The organism is Bacillus sp. TE9106W (assembly GCF_054062215.1).
Genome location: NZ_JBSSFA010000014.1, coordinates 93,921 through 109,524, shown reverse-complemented (window position 1 = coordinate 109,524; position 15,604 = coordinate 93,921). Strand labels below are relative to the sequence as shown.

Below are 15,604 nucleotides of genomic sequence, written 5' to 3'. Positions count from 1 at the left end.
AACATTCATTCCGATGAGAGTGTGAAAAAGAAAAGCAGGAGATGATCAATCTGTACAATTAAAGGAATGAATATTCATTCCGAAATCCATAGTTTAATAGAGCTAAAAAGTAAATTAATAGAATGAGAGGAATGAACGTTCATTCCGAAAAGGTGTTTTCAAAATAATAGGAATGAATATTCATTCCGTAACTAATATAAAATTTTAATCGCGGGAGATGATCCAAATGAGCAAGCTGAAAAATTGGAGAAGTTTATCTTTTCTATTATGGATAGTTATTACTATTACAATGATCGTAACGATGCCTAATATGGATAAATTAGTGAAGGAAAAAGGGCATATTACGATTCCTAATACAGAACAAAGTAGTATTGCTGACAATATGATTAAAGAAATGAATAAAGACGGGACAGAAAAGTATGACATTATAGCAGTTTTTAATAGTGGTAGTAAAACAGCTTTAACGACTGAACAAAAAAAGGAAATAACAAAAACAATCAATGCTTTGCAAAATGAAAAAGAACAATTAGGAATTAATGAAGTTGTTTCACATTTAGATAATAAAGACTTAGAAAAACAATTAGTTTCTAAAGATAATACGACTATTTTAACGCAAATATCGGTAGATAAAAAACATGGTGAAATATCGAAAGTTTCAAATAACCTTCATAATAAAGTGAAAACGAAAGGAGTAACAACGTACTTAACAGGAAGTGACTTAATCGCGGGTGATTTTCTTACATCTTCTCAAGAGGGAGTGAAAAAGACTGAAGTTATTTCAATCATTTTCATTCTAGTTATATTAATCATTGTATTTCGTTCACCGATTGTTCCCATTGTTTCTCTTCTTACTGTTGGGGTATCGTATTTAGTTTCAATGGGGATTATTGCTCATCTTGTAGATCAATTTAATTTTCCATTTTCTAACTTTACACAAGTGTTTGTAGTTGTTGTCTTGTTCGGGGTTGGAACAGACTATAACATTTTATTATTTACGAGATTTAAAGAAGAATTAAGTAAACAAGAAAACGCATTTTTGGCTACGAAAGAAACATTTAAATCGGCAGGAAAAACAGTTTTATATAGCGGGATAGCAGTACTAATTGGTTTTGCATCTCTTGCTTTAGCGAGTTTTAAATTATATCAATCTACTTCAGCGGTAGCAATTGGTGTCGCAGTATTATTACTCGTATTAACTACGTTAAATCCATTTTTCATGGTGCTTCTAGGAAAAGGAATGTTTTATCCAGTTAAAACATTTAAAGGTCATGAAGATAGTCGCCTATGGGGATTCTTTGCGAAAAATTCAGTTGCAAGACCGTTTGTCGCTTTAATTATTGTATTCGTGATATCGATTCCTTTCGTATTAAAGTATTCTAATACACTTAATTACAACGATTTATTTGAAGTAGACAATAAATATGAGTCGAAAATGGGGATTAACGTAATAGAAAAACATTTTCCACCTGGTTTTTCTTCACCAAGTACGTTAGTCATTCAATCGAATAATAAGTTAGATGAGGCGAGTTCGCTTCAAACTTTAGATGAACTAACTGAAAAGATTTTGAAAGTGAAAGGTGTTTCAGAAGTATATGCACCGACACGTCCAACTGGTGAAAGAATTAAAGAACTATATATAAATAAACAAGCGGGTGAACTAAATACAGGTTTAGGAGATGCCAATGGTGGTATAAAGGAAATTAATGATGGATTAACTACTGCGAAAGATAAAATGGGTAGTAAGGATTCAAATAGTCTTGCAAACGTTCAAAAGTTAATTGATGGAACAAATGAAGCGAAAAATGGTGTGTCGGCATTAGGAACAGCTTTAAATCAACTATCAAATGGCATAAATGACGGAGCACAAGGTGCGCAGCAAATTGAGAGTGGGTTAACTTCAGTAAATGAAAATATAAGTGTATTATCTAATGCAACTTCACAACTTCATGCTGGCTATACACAGTTAGAAAAAGGTTTAAGTTCTTACGATCAATACTTCGGAAGTATTTCTCAAGCGATTGACGGTGCGAAGAAAGGTTATGAACAAATTGAAATGTTAATGACCAATTTCATTCAAACGAAACCAGAATTAGCAAATGATCCTAACATTCTGCAGACGATAGGAATTGCTAAAGAGGCTCAAAAGCAATTAGGTGGGCTGTCAAATGAATTAAATCAATTAGCAACGCAGCATAATGCGGCGATGGGATCATTTAAAGAAGCGAATCAATCGTTATTGAAAATGGATAACGGCTTAAAAGAAATGAGCAATGGAGTTACTAAGTTACAAAAAGGAGCAGCTAATCTTAAAAATGGATTAAATGAAGGAGCAACAGGTTCAAAACAAATTGCGAACAAGTCATCTGAGTTACAAACCGGATTAACGAAAATAAACGATGGGCAAGGACAGCTATTAACAGGACTGAAAGACTTGCAAGAACAGATGGGACAATTACAATCAGGACTATCTAAAAGTACAGAAGGGCTTGGAAAAGTAAGTAACGGCCTGAATGACGCACAGAAATATTTAGGAGAACTGAATGAATCAAAAAGCTCTGAGAAATTTTATATTCCAAAAGAAGTTTTGGAGGGAGAAGATTTCCAAAAAGCTTTGAATACGTACATGTCACATGATAGAAAGACTGCTAAAATGACAATCATTTTAGACGTAAATCCGTATTCAAAAGAAGCGATGCCAATTATTCAAGAAATCAATAAAACGATAGATGGTACTTTGAAGGGGACAGAATTAAATCATGTGAAAACAGCAATTGGAGGAACAACAGCTAGAAACGTTGATTTAAAAGAAGTAACAGGGCAAGACTTCTTACGTACAGCTACAATTATGTTAATTGGAATTGCGATTGTATTAATTGTGATTACACGCTCATTATTAAACACAATCTTTATTATTGGATCGTTACTATTAGCGTACTTTGCATCATTAGGTATAAGTGAACAAATTAGTACGCATGTATTACATGTAGATTCATTAAGCTGGAATGTTCCTTTCTTTAGTTTCATAATGATTGTCGCTTTAGGAGTGGATTATAGTATTTTTGTAATGATGAGATACAATGAGTTAGAAGGGGACTCAGCGACGAAAATTGTAACTGCTTCTCGTCATATTGGAGGAGTCGTATTATCAGCGGCACTTATTTTAGGTGGTACATTTGCTGCATTAATCCCTTCAGGTGTATTGACGCTTATACAAGTAGCATCCGTTGTTGGTGTTGCATTGTTACTATTAGCTATTATTGTGATACCAATATTGTTACCTGCTTTAATAGGATTAACGAGTAAAATGAAGGATTATACAAAGAAATTAAGTGTAAGGAAATAAAAGAAGACTCTTTTAAAAGTAACTGGTTCAGTTATAGGAGATAAAATATAAAATAACATACAAATTAGGGATGCTAAATCACATATGGTTTAGCATCCCTTTTTTAATTTTTATTACATTGTTTAAGTACTTTTATATAGTTAAATTGCAAAGGAAGAGAAAAAGAAAACAGTAAAAACACCAGCACAACGATTGGGGATTACTGACAAAGTATTTGATTTAAAAGATATAATTTACTTTAGATAGTTCACTCAAATAATGGTGGACTATCATTTTTAAAAGGTAAATGGAAAATTTATGTTAAAATAATGATAGAGATTGTGAAAAAATGTTCTTAAACTAACGGTCAGGTTACTTTAAGAAGGATTTTTCAAAGGAAATGGTGAATATCATATTTTGAAGGAGTGATTGCAGTGGAGTAAGTAATTTTTTTAATCTTGGTCAAATACTTTGAAGAAAGGGATTTATAACTATGAATACAAAACTAATAATAGTAGAAGGTTTACCTGGATTCGGAAAATCGACCACTGCAAAGCTAATAAATGATATTCTAAGCCAAAATAAAATTGAAGTTGAAGTTGAACTATTTTTAGAGGGAAATTTGAACCACCCAGCCGACTATGATGGTGTATCTTGTTTTAATAAATTTGAATTCGACAGATTATTATTTAACAGTGGAGATTTTAAAGAAGTGCTTCTTAAAAGAGTTTTAAAAAAAGGAAGCAATTATTTATTACCGTACAGAAAGATAAAAAATGAGTTTGGTGACCAGTTTCCGGACGAATTATTTAACGATATTTCAAGAAACGATATATATGAATTACCATTCGATAAAAATATTGAATTAATTGCTGACAAATGGAAAAACTTTGCTGAAATTGCTCTAGAAGATGATAAGGTGTATATTTTTGAATGTTGTTTCATACAAAATTCATTAACAATTGGGATGATTAAATACGGTGAACAAAAAGAAAAAATAATAAATTATGTAATGAAAGTTGCAAAAATCATAGAGAATTTAAATCCAATGTTATTCTATGTAGAACAAGATAATCTTGAATTTTCATTTAGGAAGGCATTAAAAGAAAGAAATCCAGAATGGGCCACAGGAATTGTCGACTATTACACGAACCAAGGCTATGGGAAAGAACATAACCATTCAGGTGTAGAAGGAGCGATAAAAGTCCTTGAAGCTAGAAGGAATTTAGAGTTAGAAATATTCGATATGTTAAAAATGAAAAAAGAAAAAATCAATAATACAAAATATGAAATTGACTCATATAGGTCAATGCTAAAAGATAAGTTAACAATACAAATGGTGAAATAGCTTTTTATAATAATTGGTACCTTAGTTGAAGAAGGAAATAAAAACGCTCAGAATATTTTCTGAACGTTTTAGTTTGCTATTTATAATGCGAAATGCATACAAGTTATTGTATTATTTCAATTGATAAACATAATGCTCCAATTATAAATGTTTTTTCAAAATGAATCCTCTTTAAAACGTGTATGTAACTTTAATATAATTAAAAACAAAGGTTTTATTCGAGTTTGGAAAGAAAGGAATAGCAATCAACCGTTGCTATTCATCCAGCTTCTACTATATAATAGCTATAGTCTACAATAATTGAGTCGTAATATGCGATTTTTTAAGACAATCGGTGAGAAAACGCTGAAATAAGCGGTATTAGTAGGAGGACACAAATGATTACAGTAAGTAACGTTAGTTTGCGTTTCGCGGATCGCAAATTGTTTGAAGATGTTAACATAAAATTCACGCCAGGTAACTGCTACGGTTTAATCGGAGCAAACGGTGCTGGTAAATCAACGTTTCTAAAGATTTTATCTGGAGAAATCGAACCATCAACAGGTGACATACATATTACGCCAGGTGAGCGTCTTGCAGTATTAAAACAGAACCACTTCGAATATGAAGAGTTCCCAGTATTAGAAACTGTAATTATGGGTCATACTCGTCTTTACAAAGTAATGCAAGAGAAAAATGCCATTTATATGAAAGAAGATTTTAGTGATGAAGATGGTATGCGTGCTGCTGAACTTGAAGGTGAGTTTGCTGAGCTTAACGGTTGGGAAGCTGAGTCAGAAGCTGCAATTCTTCTTAAAGGTTTAGGTATTGGTGAAGACCTTCATGATAAGAAAATGTCAGAATTAACTGGGGCAGAGAAAGTAAAAGTATTACTTGCTCAAGCTTTATTCGGTCAACCTGACATTCTATTACTAGATGAGCCTACCAACCACTTGGACTTAAAAGCGATCCAATGGTTAGAAAACTTCTTAATGAACTTTGAAAATACAGTTATCGTTGTATCCCATGACCGTCACTTCTTAAATAAAGTATGTACGCACATGGCTGATCTTGATTTCGGTAAAATTCAACTTTATGTTGGTAACTATGACTTCTGGTATGAGTCAAGCCAATTAGCTTTAAAATTAACGCAAGATGCTAATAAGAAAAAAGAAGAGAAAGTAAAAGAGTTACAGAACTTCATTGCGCGCTTTAGCTCAAACGCATCTAAAGCGAAACAAGCAACTTCTCGTAAAAAATTATTAGATAAAATTACATTAGATGATATTAAGCCATCATCTCGTCGTTACCCATTCGTTGGCTTCACACCAGAACGTGAAGTAGGAAATGACTTATTAACTGTTGAAGGTCTTTCTAAAACAATTGATGGTGAAAAAGTGTTAGATAATGTGTACTTCACTTTAAATAAAGGTGATAAAGTTGCATTTATCGGTCGTAACGATATTGCGATGACGACATTATTTAAAATCCTTATGGGTGAAATGGAGCCAGATAGTGGTTCATTCAAATGGGGCGTTACAACATCTCAATCGTACTTCCCAAGAGATAACTCTAAATACTTTGAGAACAGTGACTACAACTTAGTTGAATGGTTACGTCAATTCTCTCCACAAGATGAGTCAGAAAGCTTCTTACGTGGTTTCTTAGGCCGTATGTTATTCTCAGGCGAAGAAGTTAAGAAGAACGTTTCTGTACTATCTGGAGGCGAAAAAGTTCGTTGTATGTTATCTAAAATGATGTTAAGTGGTGCAAACGTAATTACACTTGACGACCCAACGAACCACTTAGACCTTGAGTCTATCACTGCATTAAACAATGGTTTAATCGCATTTAAAGGTACAATTTTATTCACATCACATGACCATCAGTTCGTACAAACAATTGCAAACCGCATTATCGAAGTAACGCCAAACGGTGTAATCGATAAAGAGGCTACTTACGATGAGTTCTTAGAAAATGAAGAACTTCAAAAACAAGTAGATGCAATGTACAAAGGTCAATAATAAATGATAAAAAACCTCGCTCTCGTTATGAGAGCGAGGTTTTTTATCATCATTATTTTTATGGATTGTGAATAATTATTCAAGAATAACTTTATTAGAGGAAAGAGATTTGGATTTTGCACATAGAAGAATTGCTGAAGCATAAATAACTGAATGAAGAAATAATATATATCGAAAAATTAAATGCTATCTATTGTGAATTTCATTATATTACATTAATGTTCCAGAACTGGAGACATATTTATTTGCGAAGTAGTGAATAAAGGTATATAGTATGTGATGTCATTATTAGTGGATGAATCTTGGGAGAAGACAGGAAATGTTACAAATTTATTTTGTTAAATAGAAACCAAGGTCAAAATGTCTAGAAAGAAATAGTTGAATAAATACTAGCTTCAAATTATAATTACTAGTATTCTTCATATAGTTAAATAAATAAAATCTATTTGAAGATAAAAAATTGAATAGAGAGACAGACTTATAAAAAAATAAGCCTTGGATGATCAAAAGAGGTGGAGAAATGAAACAATTCTTATTAAAGAGCAAAAGTGTGCTAAGCAATCATTTTGGATTCTTTCTGTTTGCCGTTATTTTATTTTGGCTCAAAACATATGCGGCTTATGTAACAGAATTTAATTTAGGTATTTCAAATACAATCCAAAAATTCTTGCTGTTTTTCAACCCGCTTAGTTCAGCAGTGCTATTTTTAGGACTTGCATTATTTGCAAAAGGGAAACGATCTTATATTTGGTTAATTGTTATCAACTTGTTATTGTCGATTCTTTTATATGCAAACGTCGTATACTATCGCTTTTTCAGTGACTTTATTACGTTCCCGACGTTGACACAAACGAATAACTTTGGAGATTTAGGTGGTAGTATTGTTGCGTTGCTACATCTTTATGATCCGCTATACTTCTTAGATACAATGATTTTAATTGTGTTAGTTGCAACGAAATTTGCAAATCCGAAACCAATTCGTGTTGCGAAATATAAAGTATCACTAGTATTTGTAGCAGGTATTTTATTATTCAGTGTTAACTTAGGACTTGCAGAATCTGACCGTCCTGAATTATTAACAAGAACATTTGATCGTAATTATATTGTGAAATATTTAGGAGCATATAACTATACAATTTATGATGGTATTCAAAGTGCGAAAGCATCAACGGAAAGAGCGTTAGCTGATGGAGATAATATGACGGAAGTAAGAAATTATTTAACATCAACTTACGCAAGTCCAAATCCTGAGTATTTCGGTAAAGGTAAGGGAATGAACGTAATTTATATTCATTTAGAGTCATTCCAAAACTTCTTAATTGATTATAAATTAAATGGTCAAGAAGTTACGCCGTTTTTAAACTCATTTACAAAAGATGCGAATACGCTTTACTTTGATAACTTCTTCCATCAAACAGGACAAGGGAAAACGTCTGATGCGGAGTTTATGTTAGAGAATTCTATGTTTGGTTTACCACAAGGATCTGTATTTACAACGAAATCTCATAACACATACCAATCAGCACCAGCAATTTTAGGGCAACAAGGATACACATCAGCTGTATTCCATGGCAACTATAAAACATTTTGGAACCGTGACGATATTTATAAATCATTTGGTTTTAATAAATTCTTTGATGCTTCATACTATGATATGAACGAAAAAGATGTAGTAAACTATGGATTAAAAGATAAACCATTCTTTAATGAATCCATTCCGTTATTAGAGACATTGAAACAACCGTTCTATACGAAGTTTATTACGTTATCAAATCACTTCCCTTATCCAATTGATAAAGAGGAAGCGACAATTGAACCAGCGAACACAGGTGACTCATCTGTAGATACGTATTTCCAAACAGCACGTTATTTAGACGAATCTGTAAAAGGTTTCATCGATTACTTGAAACAATCTGGTTTATACGATAATTCTATTATCGTTATGTACGGAGACCATTACGGTATTTCAGATAATCATAATGCAGCAATGTCAAAAGTAATGGGTAAAGAAATTAACTCGTTTGAAAATGCACAGTTACAGCGTGTACCTTTAATCGTTCGTGTACCAGGTGTGAAAGGTGGCGTACAACATCAATACGGTGGTGAAATTGATGTTCTTCCAACTCTTTTACACTTACTAGGAACAGATACAAAAAATTATGTTCAATTTGGTTCAGATTTATTATCACCAGATCATAAACAAGTTGTTGCGTTCCGTAACGGCAACTTCGTAAGCCCAACAGTTACTGCACTAAACGGCAAATATTATGATACAACAACTGGAAAACCTGTAGAATTTACAGATGAAATAAAACAAAATGAACAAATGGTTCAAAACTCGTTAAAATACTCTGACCAAGTCGTAAATGGTGACTTATTACGATTCTACACACCGGAAGGATTTACACCGATAGATCGTTCGAAGTATAACTATAACAATCGTGATAAAAACAAAACGAAAGTAAAAACGGCTCCGGAAGGGGAAGCTAAATAAATAACAAAAGGCACTATTCAAATGAATAGTGTCTTTTGTTTGTAAATATAACATCATCATCAGATAGAACCATCTGTTGCTTTTTGTTTTGCCTTTCCGAAGAAAACTACACCGGCAATGATGATAATGATGAATGCCCATTTTATGAAAGGGTTACTTTCGAAAAATGCAGCGAACCATTTTTCATCCACAATCATTTTCGCGGCAGTATAAGCTAAAACAGCTGCTCCAATCGTAATGATGATAGGATACCGGTCAACCCATTTTAAAATTAATGTACTGCCCCAAACTACTACTGGAATTGAAACTAATAGCCCGATAATTACTAAAGAAAAGTTGCCATGTGCAGCTCCAGCAACAGCGAGAACGTTATCAATTCCCATCAATGCATCAGCAATGATAATGGTTTTAATAGCAGACCAAAAACCTTCTTCTGCTTTAATATCATGATCTTTGCCTTCAGCAATTAATTTGTAAGCAATCCATATAAGGAGTACACCACCAATTAGAAGTAGCCCTGGTATTTTTAACAACCAAACGACAATTAAAGTAGCGAGAGCTCTAATCGCGATTGCCCCGATAGTGCCCCATATAATAACTTTCTTTTGTTGATCTTTCGGTAATCGTCTTGCTGCTAATCCAATTACAATGGCATTATCACCTGCTAACACTAAATCAATTACAATAATGGCAAGCAAGGCTGACAAATATTCAGCTGAAAGAAAATCCATATACATCCCCCCTTAAGAGTAATATGTGCTAAAGTGTTGATAATATAAAAAATAGGATTGAATTTGTATATTCAATCCATAATTTCTTACTGTATTTTGATAAATCTATTTCAATTTCGTATAAGTCGCTTTTGCACTCTTTTTTGCTTTTCGTTTCTTTTTCTTAATTTTCGATTCATCTTTTTAATACGGTTTTCTTTTCTATTATCCCAGTTATCACTTCTGATTGTATGAATAGATGTATCTTCCTTAGCACGAAAACGTCGTACTTTTTTTACGAAGGAAAGGGGGATTTTTCCGATAACCCCTTGTTTTTCTAACGAATCCTCTTTATCTAGATACCAATCAGGATGTGATAATAAATAGTCGAAATCGAATATGATCCCGTATTCTTTATCCATATAGGTATACCATTCTTCCAGTGCAGGTTTATCTGCTTGATGAAAATACATAGAACTATCACACATGGCACAACACCAGTAACTAATATCACTCCATAGTACCCATTCTTTCGGTACATCTAGTGTTAAAATTACCATTTTTGAATTTTTTCTACCCCAAGCTTTATGATTTCGGTTTGGGTAATTATTTGCTTCCCAGACCCAAATAGGATAGTTACCTTCGTAATGAGGCAATTTTGTTTTAGCAACGCGCACCATCCAGTCATATGAATATATATCGTCTGAATCGATAAATTCTTTATTACCTTCTAAATAACCAAGTTTCTTAAATTGCTTCCAAGCTTCTTCAGTTTGAACTGTATATACGATCATAATGGCACCTACTTATTTAAACTAAATTATAGTATAGCATGTGATTTTTAATTTGTATTGATTTAGAGAAGGGGGAGTTTGAGTCGAATATACGAGGAGTAACTCAACGATAAAAAGACTTGATTCCTATATAAAGGAAATCAAGTCTTTTTCATTACATACGATTATCATGCCAGAAGTTTAATGGGAAGTGTTCGTTCTCACTATAGGCTTCTAATTCATATCCTTTTTCTTTCAGCCCTTTAATAATACCAGGTACTGCTTTTACAGATTGTGGATGAATGTCGTGCATAAGGATAACTTCTGTCGGCTTGTTTGCACCATTGATAACGTTTTCTACAATTTTAGCTGATGCAGCGTCAACAGGCATTTTGTTATATCTCCAGTCTAATGAATCAATTGTCCAATCCCAAACTTTTAGCCCATTCTCAACAACTTTGTTACGAAGCGCTTCGTTTAATCCTGGCATTGAGCCGTAAGATGGACGAGTTAATACTGGCGATTTACCTAGAACGCCAGCGATTAATCCTTGGTCTTCTTTCATCTCATCTACATAATGACCTTCTGTGTAAAGTTTCTTGTAGTTATGAGTCATACTGTGCATCCCAACGTAGTGGCCTTCAGCATCTTCGCGTTTTACAAGATCAGGGAAAGCTTTTACATTTGAACCAATAAGGAAGAATGTTGCTTTTGCATTTTCTTTCTTTAACATATCTAAAAGCTCAGCTGTGTATTTTCCAGGACCATCATCAAATGTTAAATAAGCTACTTTTCTAACTTGCCCATTATATTGTTTAGGAGCTTCTTTCGGTGCAAGAGATGATTGAATTTCACTTACAAGTTGAACAGATTTTGCTTCATCCTCTGTACTTGCTAGAGCAGTATGTGCTGATCCTAAAGCCGCTTCGTATGTAAATAATACCCCCGCGCAAATCAACATAGCCCTTTTCACTAAAGTTGTCATTCGAATTCCATTGTGCATAATTTTCCTTCTCTCTATAAAAGTTCTACTCTACTATATTAGCAATTATAGGTATGGAAATGCAAAAAAACTTTTTTACAAGCGCAAGAAAGTTTGTAAAAAAGTATGCAAGATTTTAAAGGAATGGCATTTTTAAAGAAATGTCATAAAAAATTGGATAAATTGAATTATGAATTGGAAACAATACAAGAGATATTAATTTTAGGAGGTGCTTTAATTGAATTATAAAAAAATGCTTTCTATATTTATGACGAGCATATTTACGGTAGGATTGTTAATTGGTTGTAACCCAGCTCCAAAAGATGAAAAGGAGCCAGATCCAACGGAGGAACCTTCTGAACAAAGACAGGAGGAAAAAAATGAAAAACAAGACCCTGCTAAAGAACAAAATAATGAGTTAAACAAAAAGGATGAACAAGAACCAGATCCAACAGAAGAGCCATCTGAGGAACAAAAGAAGAAAAAAGAAAATGAGTAGTCGAACAGTAATGAATTGTATAGCTTAACATATCAAATATTTTCGGAAAACATAAACCACTTTTCGCTCTAAAAGGAAAGTGGTTTATAATTGTATATGAGCTAATGAGTGTAAAAAATATAGATAGCCAAACTTATTTTCAGCTTAATATGCGTAACTTATAAAGAAAAGAAGCTGTATACCATACTTATTAGATGTTTCATGTAATACGGAGTTGATGATGAAAAAATATATTTTTTTGCGAATCAATAAGGAGACGGTATATCTTCTGGATAAATTTAAAATTTCACATACCGTATTTTAAAAATACACATAGGAAAACCAAAAAGTAATGTAGAATATATCGTACATACATATATGAAGTCAAAATAAAAGATAAAGAGGTGGGTATATGTTACTTGAGGAAGTAATGCAGCAACTAGAGGAATATGGAACAGAACAAAATCGTAAAACGTATAAAAATCACGGAGCGAAAGAGCCACTATTCGGAGTTAGTTTTGCCAATTTAAAATTGTTAAAAAAGAAGATAAAAAAAGATCACGATTTAGCAATTTCATTATGGGAAACAAAAAATATGGATGCAATGACTTTAGCAACAATGATTTTAGATCCAAAGAAAGTTACGACAGAACTGCTAAATAAATGGGTACAGGAAGTTGATTATTATTGTTTAATGGATGTTTTGATGACGGCTATTTGTACGTCGCCAATTGCGATAGAAAGAATGGACAAAGTCTGATGATGAATGGATTGGACGAGCAGGCTGGTCTTTATTAGCAAATATAGCGATTAAAAATAAAACGTTACAAGATGATTTCTTCTTTCCTTATCTAGAAGAGATTAAAGCAAATATACATAATGAAAAAAATAGAAAAAAAGAAGCAATGAATAGTGCTTTAATTGCGATAGGAATTCGTAATGAAGACTTAGAGAGAAAAGCGATTGAAATGGCACGTGAAATTGGAAAAGTGCAGGTTGATCACGGGGCAACATCTTGCAAAACACCAGACGCAGAGCCGTATATTAAAAAGGCGAGAGAAAGAGCTAAAAAAAGAAAGTGAAATAAGAAAAGGGGAACGGTTATGAAAGCAATGGAAGCGGCACAAAGCATAATTACATCACAATTTCCGAATTGTGATGTAGCTTTACTTGGAGGAAGCGTTGCAAGAGGAGAAGCGACAAAAACATCCGATCTGGACATTGTAATAGTTGATCAAAGTTTAACGTCTTGTTATCGAGAATCTTTCTATAGTAATGGCTGGCCTGTTGAAGTGTTTGTACATAATTTTGAAACGTATAAAACCTTTTTTAAAATGGATTGCGATCGCGGGAGACCTTCGTTACCACAATTAGTTTCAGAGGGGATTGTATTAAAAGGTGAAAATGAAATTGTTGAAAAACTAAAAAGAGAAGCAAGTGATTTACTAAATAAAGGACCAGTTAAATGGACCGAAGAAATGATGAAGCAGAAGCGGTATTTTATTACGGATACTTTGGATGATTTTATTGGTGCATCAAAAAGAGAAGAAGAATTGTTTATCGCGAATTTATTAGCTGATTTATTACATGAATATGTATTAAGAGTAAATGGGAAATGGCTTGGAAATTCAAAATGGTTTATAAGGGTACTTAGAAAATATGATGAACAGTATGCAGATCAATTTGTAGCGGCGTTCGATCATTTTTATACAACGGGAGAAAAAAGTAAATTAATTACTTTTGTAGAAAAAACGTTAGAACAGTATGGAGGAAGAATGTTCGAAGGGTTTTCTATAGGAAAATAAAAAGGGGATAGCACAATGAATGTTCCATTCGTTCAATTAAGAGAACTGACGCTAGATGATGTAGAAGACCGATATCAATGGTCATTAGATACAAAAGTAACAAAACATTTAGTTGTACCAGATCAATATCCACCGTTCACTCTTGAAGATACAAAACAATGGATTGAGGCATGTATAAATCGAAAAAATGGTTATGAACAAAGAGCTATCACTGCAGAGAACGGCATACATATTGGATGGGTAGATCTTAAAAACTTTGATAAAACAAATAAAAATGCAGAATTGGGAATCGCGATTGGTAATAAAGAATACTGGGGTAAAGGGTATGGAATAGCCGCCCTATATAGTATGTTACATGTAGCATTCTTTGAATTAGAAAAAGTATGGCTACGTGTAGATGAAAATAATTTACAAGCTAGAAAGAGCTATGGAAAGGCTGGTTTTGTATGCGAAGGGTTAATGAGAAATGATCGATTACGTAAAGGTCAGTTCATTCATCGCTATCGTTATAGTATGTTAAGAGAAGAATATCAATCTTTAATTAGTAGTTTGTAAAAATGTTATGTTAACTTAAAGGGGATGAAGAAATATGATTCGATTACTTACGAAAGAAGATGCAAAAAAATATTGGGACTTACGTTTACAAGCATTACAAGTAAATCCCGAGGCATTTGTAACGACTTATGAAGAGGCGATTCGTCAAGAAAATCCGATTAAGCGAGTGGAAAGTAATTTAACAGCTGCTACTAGTTGTACATTCGGTGCTTTTAATGAGGAGAAGCAATTAGTTGGAGTTGTCACTTTACTAACAGAAGAGAAAGAGGCGTATAAACATAAAGGGCATATCGTTGCGATGTATGTAGATGCAAGCAATCGAAGAAGTGGCCTTGCACGTGAGTTAATATGTAAGGCAATTGAAAGAGCAAAAGAAATGAACTTGGAACAATTAACATTAGGTGTTGTATCCACAAACGAGCCGGCAAAAAAATTGTATGAATCAATGGGCTTTAAAACATATGGAATTGAAAAAAGAGCTATAAAAATGAACGGTGTATATAGTGATGATGAATATATGGTGTTGTTCTTTTAAGAGAGGGAGTTTCGTATGAAAGATCTTCATTTAGAAAAAAATATGAACCCGCAAGTTGCGATTTTGTATGCGATGGTTACGGATACATATAAACGATTGCAAAAGTTAGTAGAAGGTATTGATGAGAAGGAATTGTCTTTTAAAGGATCAGAAAATAATGAAAATAGCATCGGACAACTACTTCAACATTTAGCAGTTGTTGATTTGCATTGGGTGTATCGCTTAAAAGGAGAAGCAGTTCCAATCGTGCTTGAAAATAAATACGGACCTATGTTAAATGAAGTAGGAGAACTGCCAAGTTTAAAAAAACAGACGTTACAACAATTAATGCAAGATTATGAAGCGGTGCATCATATGTTTTATGAGGAATGCATGAAACTAACAGAATATGATTTAACACGAGAGGTTTTTTATGAAAAGGGAGAAAATGCGACTATAAGATGGGGGATATGGCATATAGCCGATCATAATCGATATCATCAAGCTCATATTGGTCGACTAAGAACACTATATAGAGCTAGAATAGATGCGAGATAAAGATTTCGAATTTTAATTATATTTAATTTGTTGTATAGTATAAGAAGAAACTAAACAAGGGG

Annotated in this window: 12 protein-coding genes and 1 pseudogene; 10 read left to right on the top strand and 3 right to left on the bottom strand. The window is 33.1% G+C overall.

What is annotated here, in order from left to right:
- The first annotated feature begins 226 nt into the window (after window positions 1-226).
- The 4 genes from ACVWY7_RS21845 to ACVWY7_RS21830 all read left to right on the top strand — a co-directional run bounded on the left by ACVWY7_RS21845 (window position 227) and on the right by ACVWY7_RS21830 (window position 9,167).
- The gene (locus ACVWY7_RS21845) at window positions 227-3,343 is read left to right on the top strand and encodes an MMPL family transporter (protein ID WP_000040252.1); all 3,117 of its coding nucleotides are present in this window, start codon (window positions 227-229) and stop codon (window positions 3,341-3,343) included.
- Window positions 3,344-3,815: 472 nt separating this feature from the next.
- Window positions 3,816-4,670 (top strand): P-loop NTPase family protein, encoded by an 855-nt coding sequence (locus tag ACVWY7_RS21840; protein ID WP_001093182.1) that lies wholly within the window; start codon window positions 3,816-3,818, stop codon window positions 4,668-4,670.
- Window positions 4,671-5,047: 377 nt separating this feature from the next.
- Window positions 5,048-6,673 carry an ABC-F family ATP-binding cassette domain-containing protein gene (locus ACVWY7_RS21835; RefSeq protein ID WP_000633868.1) on the top strand — a complete coding sequence of 542 codons (1,626 nt, stop codon included), beginning with the start codon at window positions 5,048-5,050 and terminating at the stop codon, window positions 6,671-6,673.
- A gap of 520 nt (window positions 6,674-7,193) precedes the next feature.
- Window positions 7,194-9,167, top strand: a complete 1,974-nt coding sequence (locus ACVWY7_RS21830) for an LTA synthase family protein (protein WP_000808766.1) — start codon at window positions 7,194-7,196, stop codon at window positions 9,165-9,167.
- A 59-nt stretch (window positions 9,168-9,226) separates the two neighbouring features.
- Here the strand turns inward: ACVWY7_RS21830 and ACVWY7_RS21825 are convergent, their stop codons facing one another.
- The 3 genes from ACVWY7_RS21825 to ACVWY7_RS21815 all read right to left on the bottom strand — a co-directional run bounded on the left by ACVWY7_RS21825 (window position 9,227) and on the right by ACVWY7_RS21815 (window position 11,653).
- Entirely contained in the window at window positions 9,227-9,898 is a 672-nt protein-coding gene (locus ACVWY7_RS21825) for a TerC family protein (protein WP_000346924.1), read from the bottom strand.
- A gap of 110 nt (window positions 9,899-10,008) precedes the next feature.
- Window positions 10,009-10,671, bottom strand: a complete 663-nt coding sequence (locus ACVWY7_RS21820) for a DUF3841 domain-containing protein (RefSeq protein WP_061681462.1) — start codon at window positions 10,669-10,671, stop codon at window positions 10,009-10,011.
- 154 nt (window positions 10,672-10,825) lie between these two features.
- The gene (locus ACVWY7_RS21815; protein WP_000551429.1) at window positions 10,826-11,653 is read right to left on the bottom strand and encodes a peptidoglycan-N-acetylglucosamine deacetylase; all 828 of its coding nucleotides are present in this window, start codon (window positions 11,651-11,653) and stop codon (window positions 10,826-10,828) included.
- A gap of 217 nt (window positions 11,654-11,870) precedes the next feature.
- Between ACVWY7_RS21815 and ACVWY7_RS21810 the strand changes: the two genes are divergently transcribed.
- From ACVWY7_RS21810 to ACVWY7_RS21785, 6 genes and pseudogenes are all read left to right on the top strand, one after another.
- Window positions 11,871-12,131 carry a lipoprotein gene (locus ACVWY7_RS21810; protein ID WP_001106984.1) on the top strand — a complete coding sequence of 87 codons (261 nt, stop codon included), beginning with the start codon at window positions 11,871-11,873 and terminating at the stop codon, window positions 12,129-12,131.
- Between the two features lie 391 nt (window positions 12,132-12,522).
- Window positions 12,523-13,192 (top strand): annotated as a pseudogene (locus tag ACVWY7_RS21805) (DNA alkylation repair protein).
- 21 nt (window positions 13,193-13,213) lie between these two features.
- Window positions 13,214-13,915: a nucleotidyltransferase domain-containing protein gene (locus ACVWY7_RS21800; protein ID WP_105989686.1), complete on the top strand. Its 702-nt coding sequence runs from the start codon at window positions 13,214-13,216 to the stop codon at window positions 13,913-13,915.
- A gap of 15 nt (window positions 13,916-13,930) precedes the next feature.
- The gene (locus ACVWY7_RS21795; protein ID WP_105989685.1) at window positions 13,931-14,470 is read left to right on the top strand and encodes a GNAT family N-acetyltransferase; all 540 of its coding nucleotides are present in this window, start codon (window positions 13,931-13,933) and stop codon (window positions 14,468-14,470) included.
- 34 nt (window positions 14,471-14,504) lie between these two features.
- Window positions 14,505-15,005, top strand: a complete 501-nt coding sequence (locus ACVWY7_RS21790) for a GNAT family N-acetyltransferase (RefSeq protein ID WP_105989684.1) — start codon at window positions 14,505-14,507, stop codon at window positions 15,003-15,005.
- Window positions 15,006-15,020: 15 nt separating this feature from the next.
- Window positions 15,021-15,542, top strand: a complete 522-nt coding sequence (locus ACVWY7_RS21785) for a DinB family protein (protein ID WP_105989683.1) — start codon at window positions 15,021-15,023, stop codon at window positions 15,540-15,542.
- Window positions 15,543-15,604: the final 62 nt, after the last annotated feature.

Coding starts and splice junctions, on each gene's coding strand:
- ACVWY7_RS21845 (WP_000040252.1), top strand. CDS start 227: ATGAGCAAGCTGAAAAATTGGAGAAGTTTATCTTTTCTATTATGGATA.
- ACVWY7_RS21840 (WP_001093182.1), top strand. CDS start 3,816: ATGAATACAAAACTAATAATAGTAGAAGGTTTACCTGGATTCGGAAAA.
- ACVWY7_RS21835 (WP_000633868.1), top strand. CDS start 5,048: ATGATTACAGTAAGTAACGTTAGTTTGCGTTTCGCGGATCGCAAATTG.
- ACVWY7_RS21830 (WP_000808766.1), top strand. CDS start 7,194: ATGAAACAATTCTTATTAAAGAGCAAAAGTGTGCTAAGCAATCATTTT.
- ACVWY7_RS21825 (WP_000346924.1), bottom strand. CDS start 9,898: ATGGATTTTCTTTCAGCTGAATATTTGTCAGCCTTGCTTGCCATTATT.
- ACVWY7_RS21820 (WP_061681462.1), bottom strand. CDS start 10,671: ATGATCGTATATACAGTTCAAACTGAAGAAGCTTGGAAGCAATTTAAG.
- ACVWY7_RS21815 (WP_000551429.1), bottom strand. CDS start 11,653: ATGCACAATGGAATTCGAATGACAACTTTAGTGAAAAGGGCTATGTTG.
- ACVWY7_RS21800 (WP_105989686.1), top strand. CDS start 13,214: ATGAAAGCAATGGAAGCGGCACAAAGCATAATTACATCACAATTTCCG.
- ACVWY7_RS21795 (WP_105989685.1), top strand. CDS start 13,931: ATGAATGTTCCATTCGTTCAATTAAGAGAACTGACGCTAGATGATGTA.
- ACVWY7_RS21790 (WP_105989684.1), top strand. CDS start 14,505: ATGATTCGATTACTTACGAAAGAAGATGCAAAAAAATATTGGGACTTA.
- ACVWY7_RS21785 (WP_105989683.1), top strand. CDS start 15,021: ATGAAAGATCTTCATTTAGAAAAAAATATGAACCCGCAAGTTGCGATT.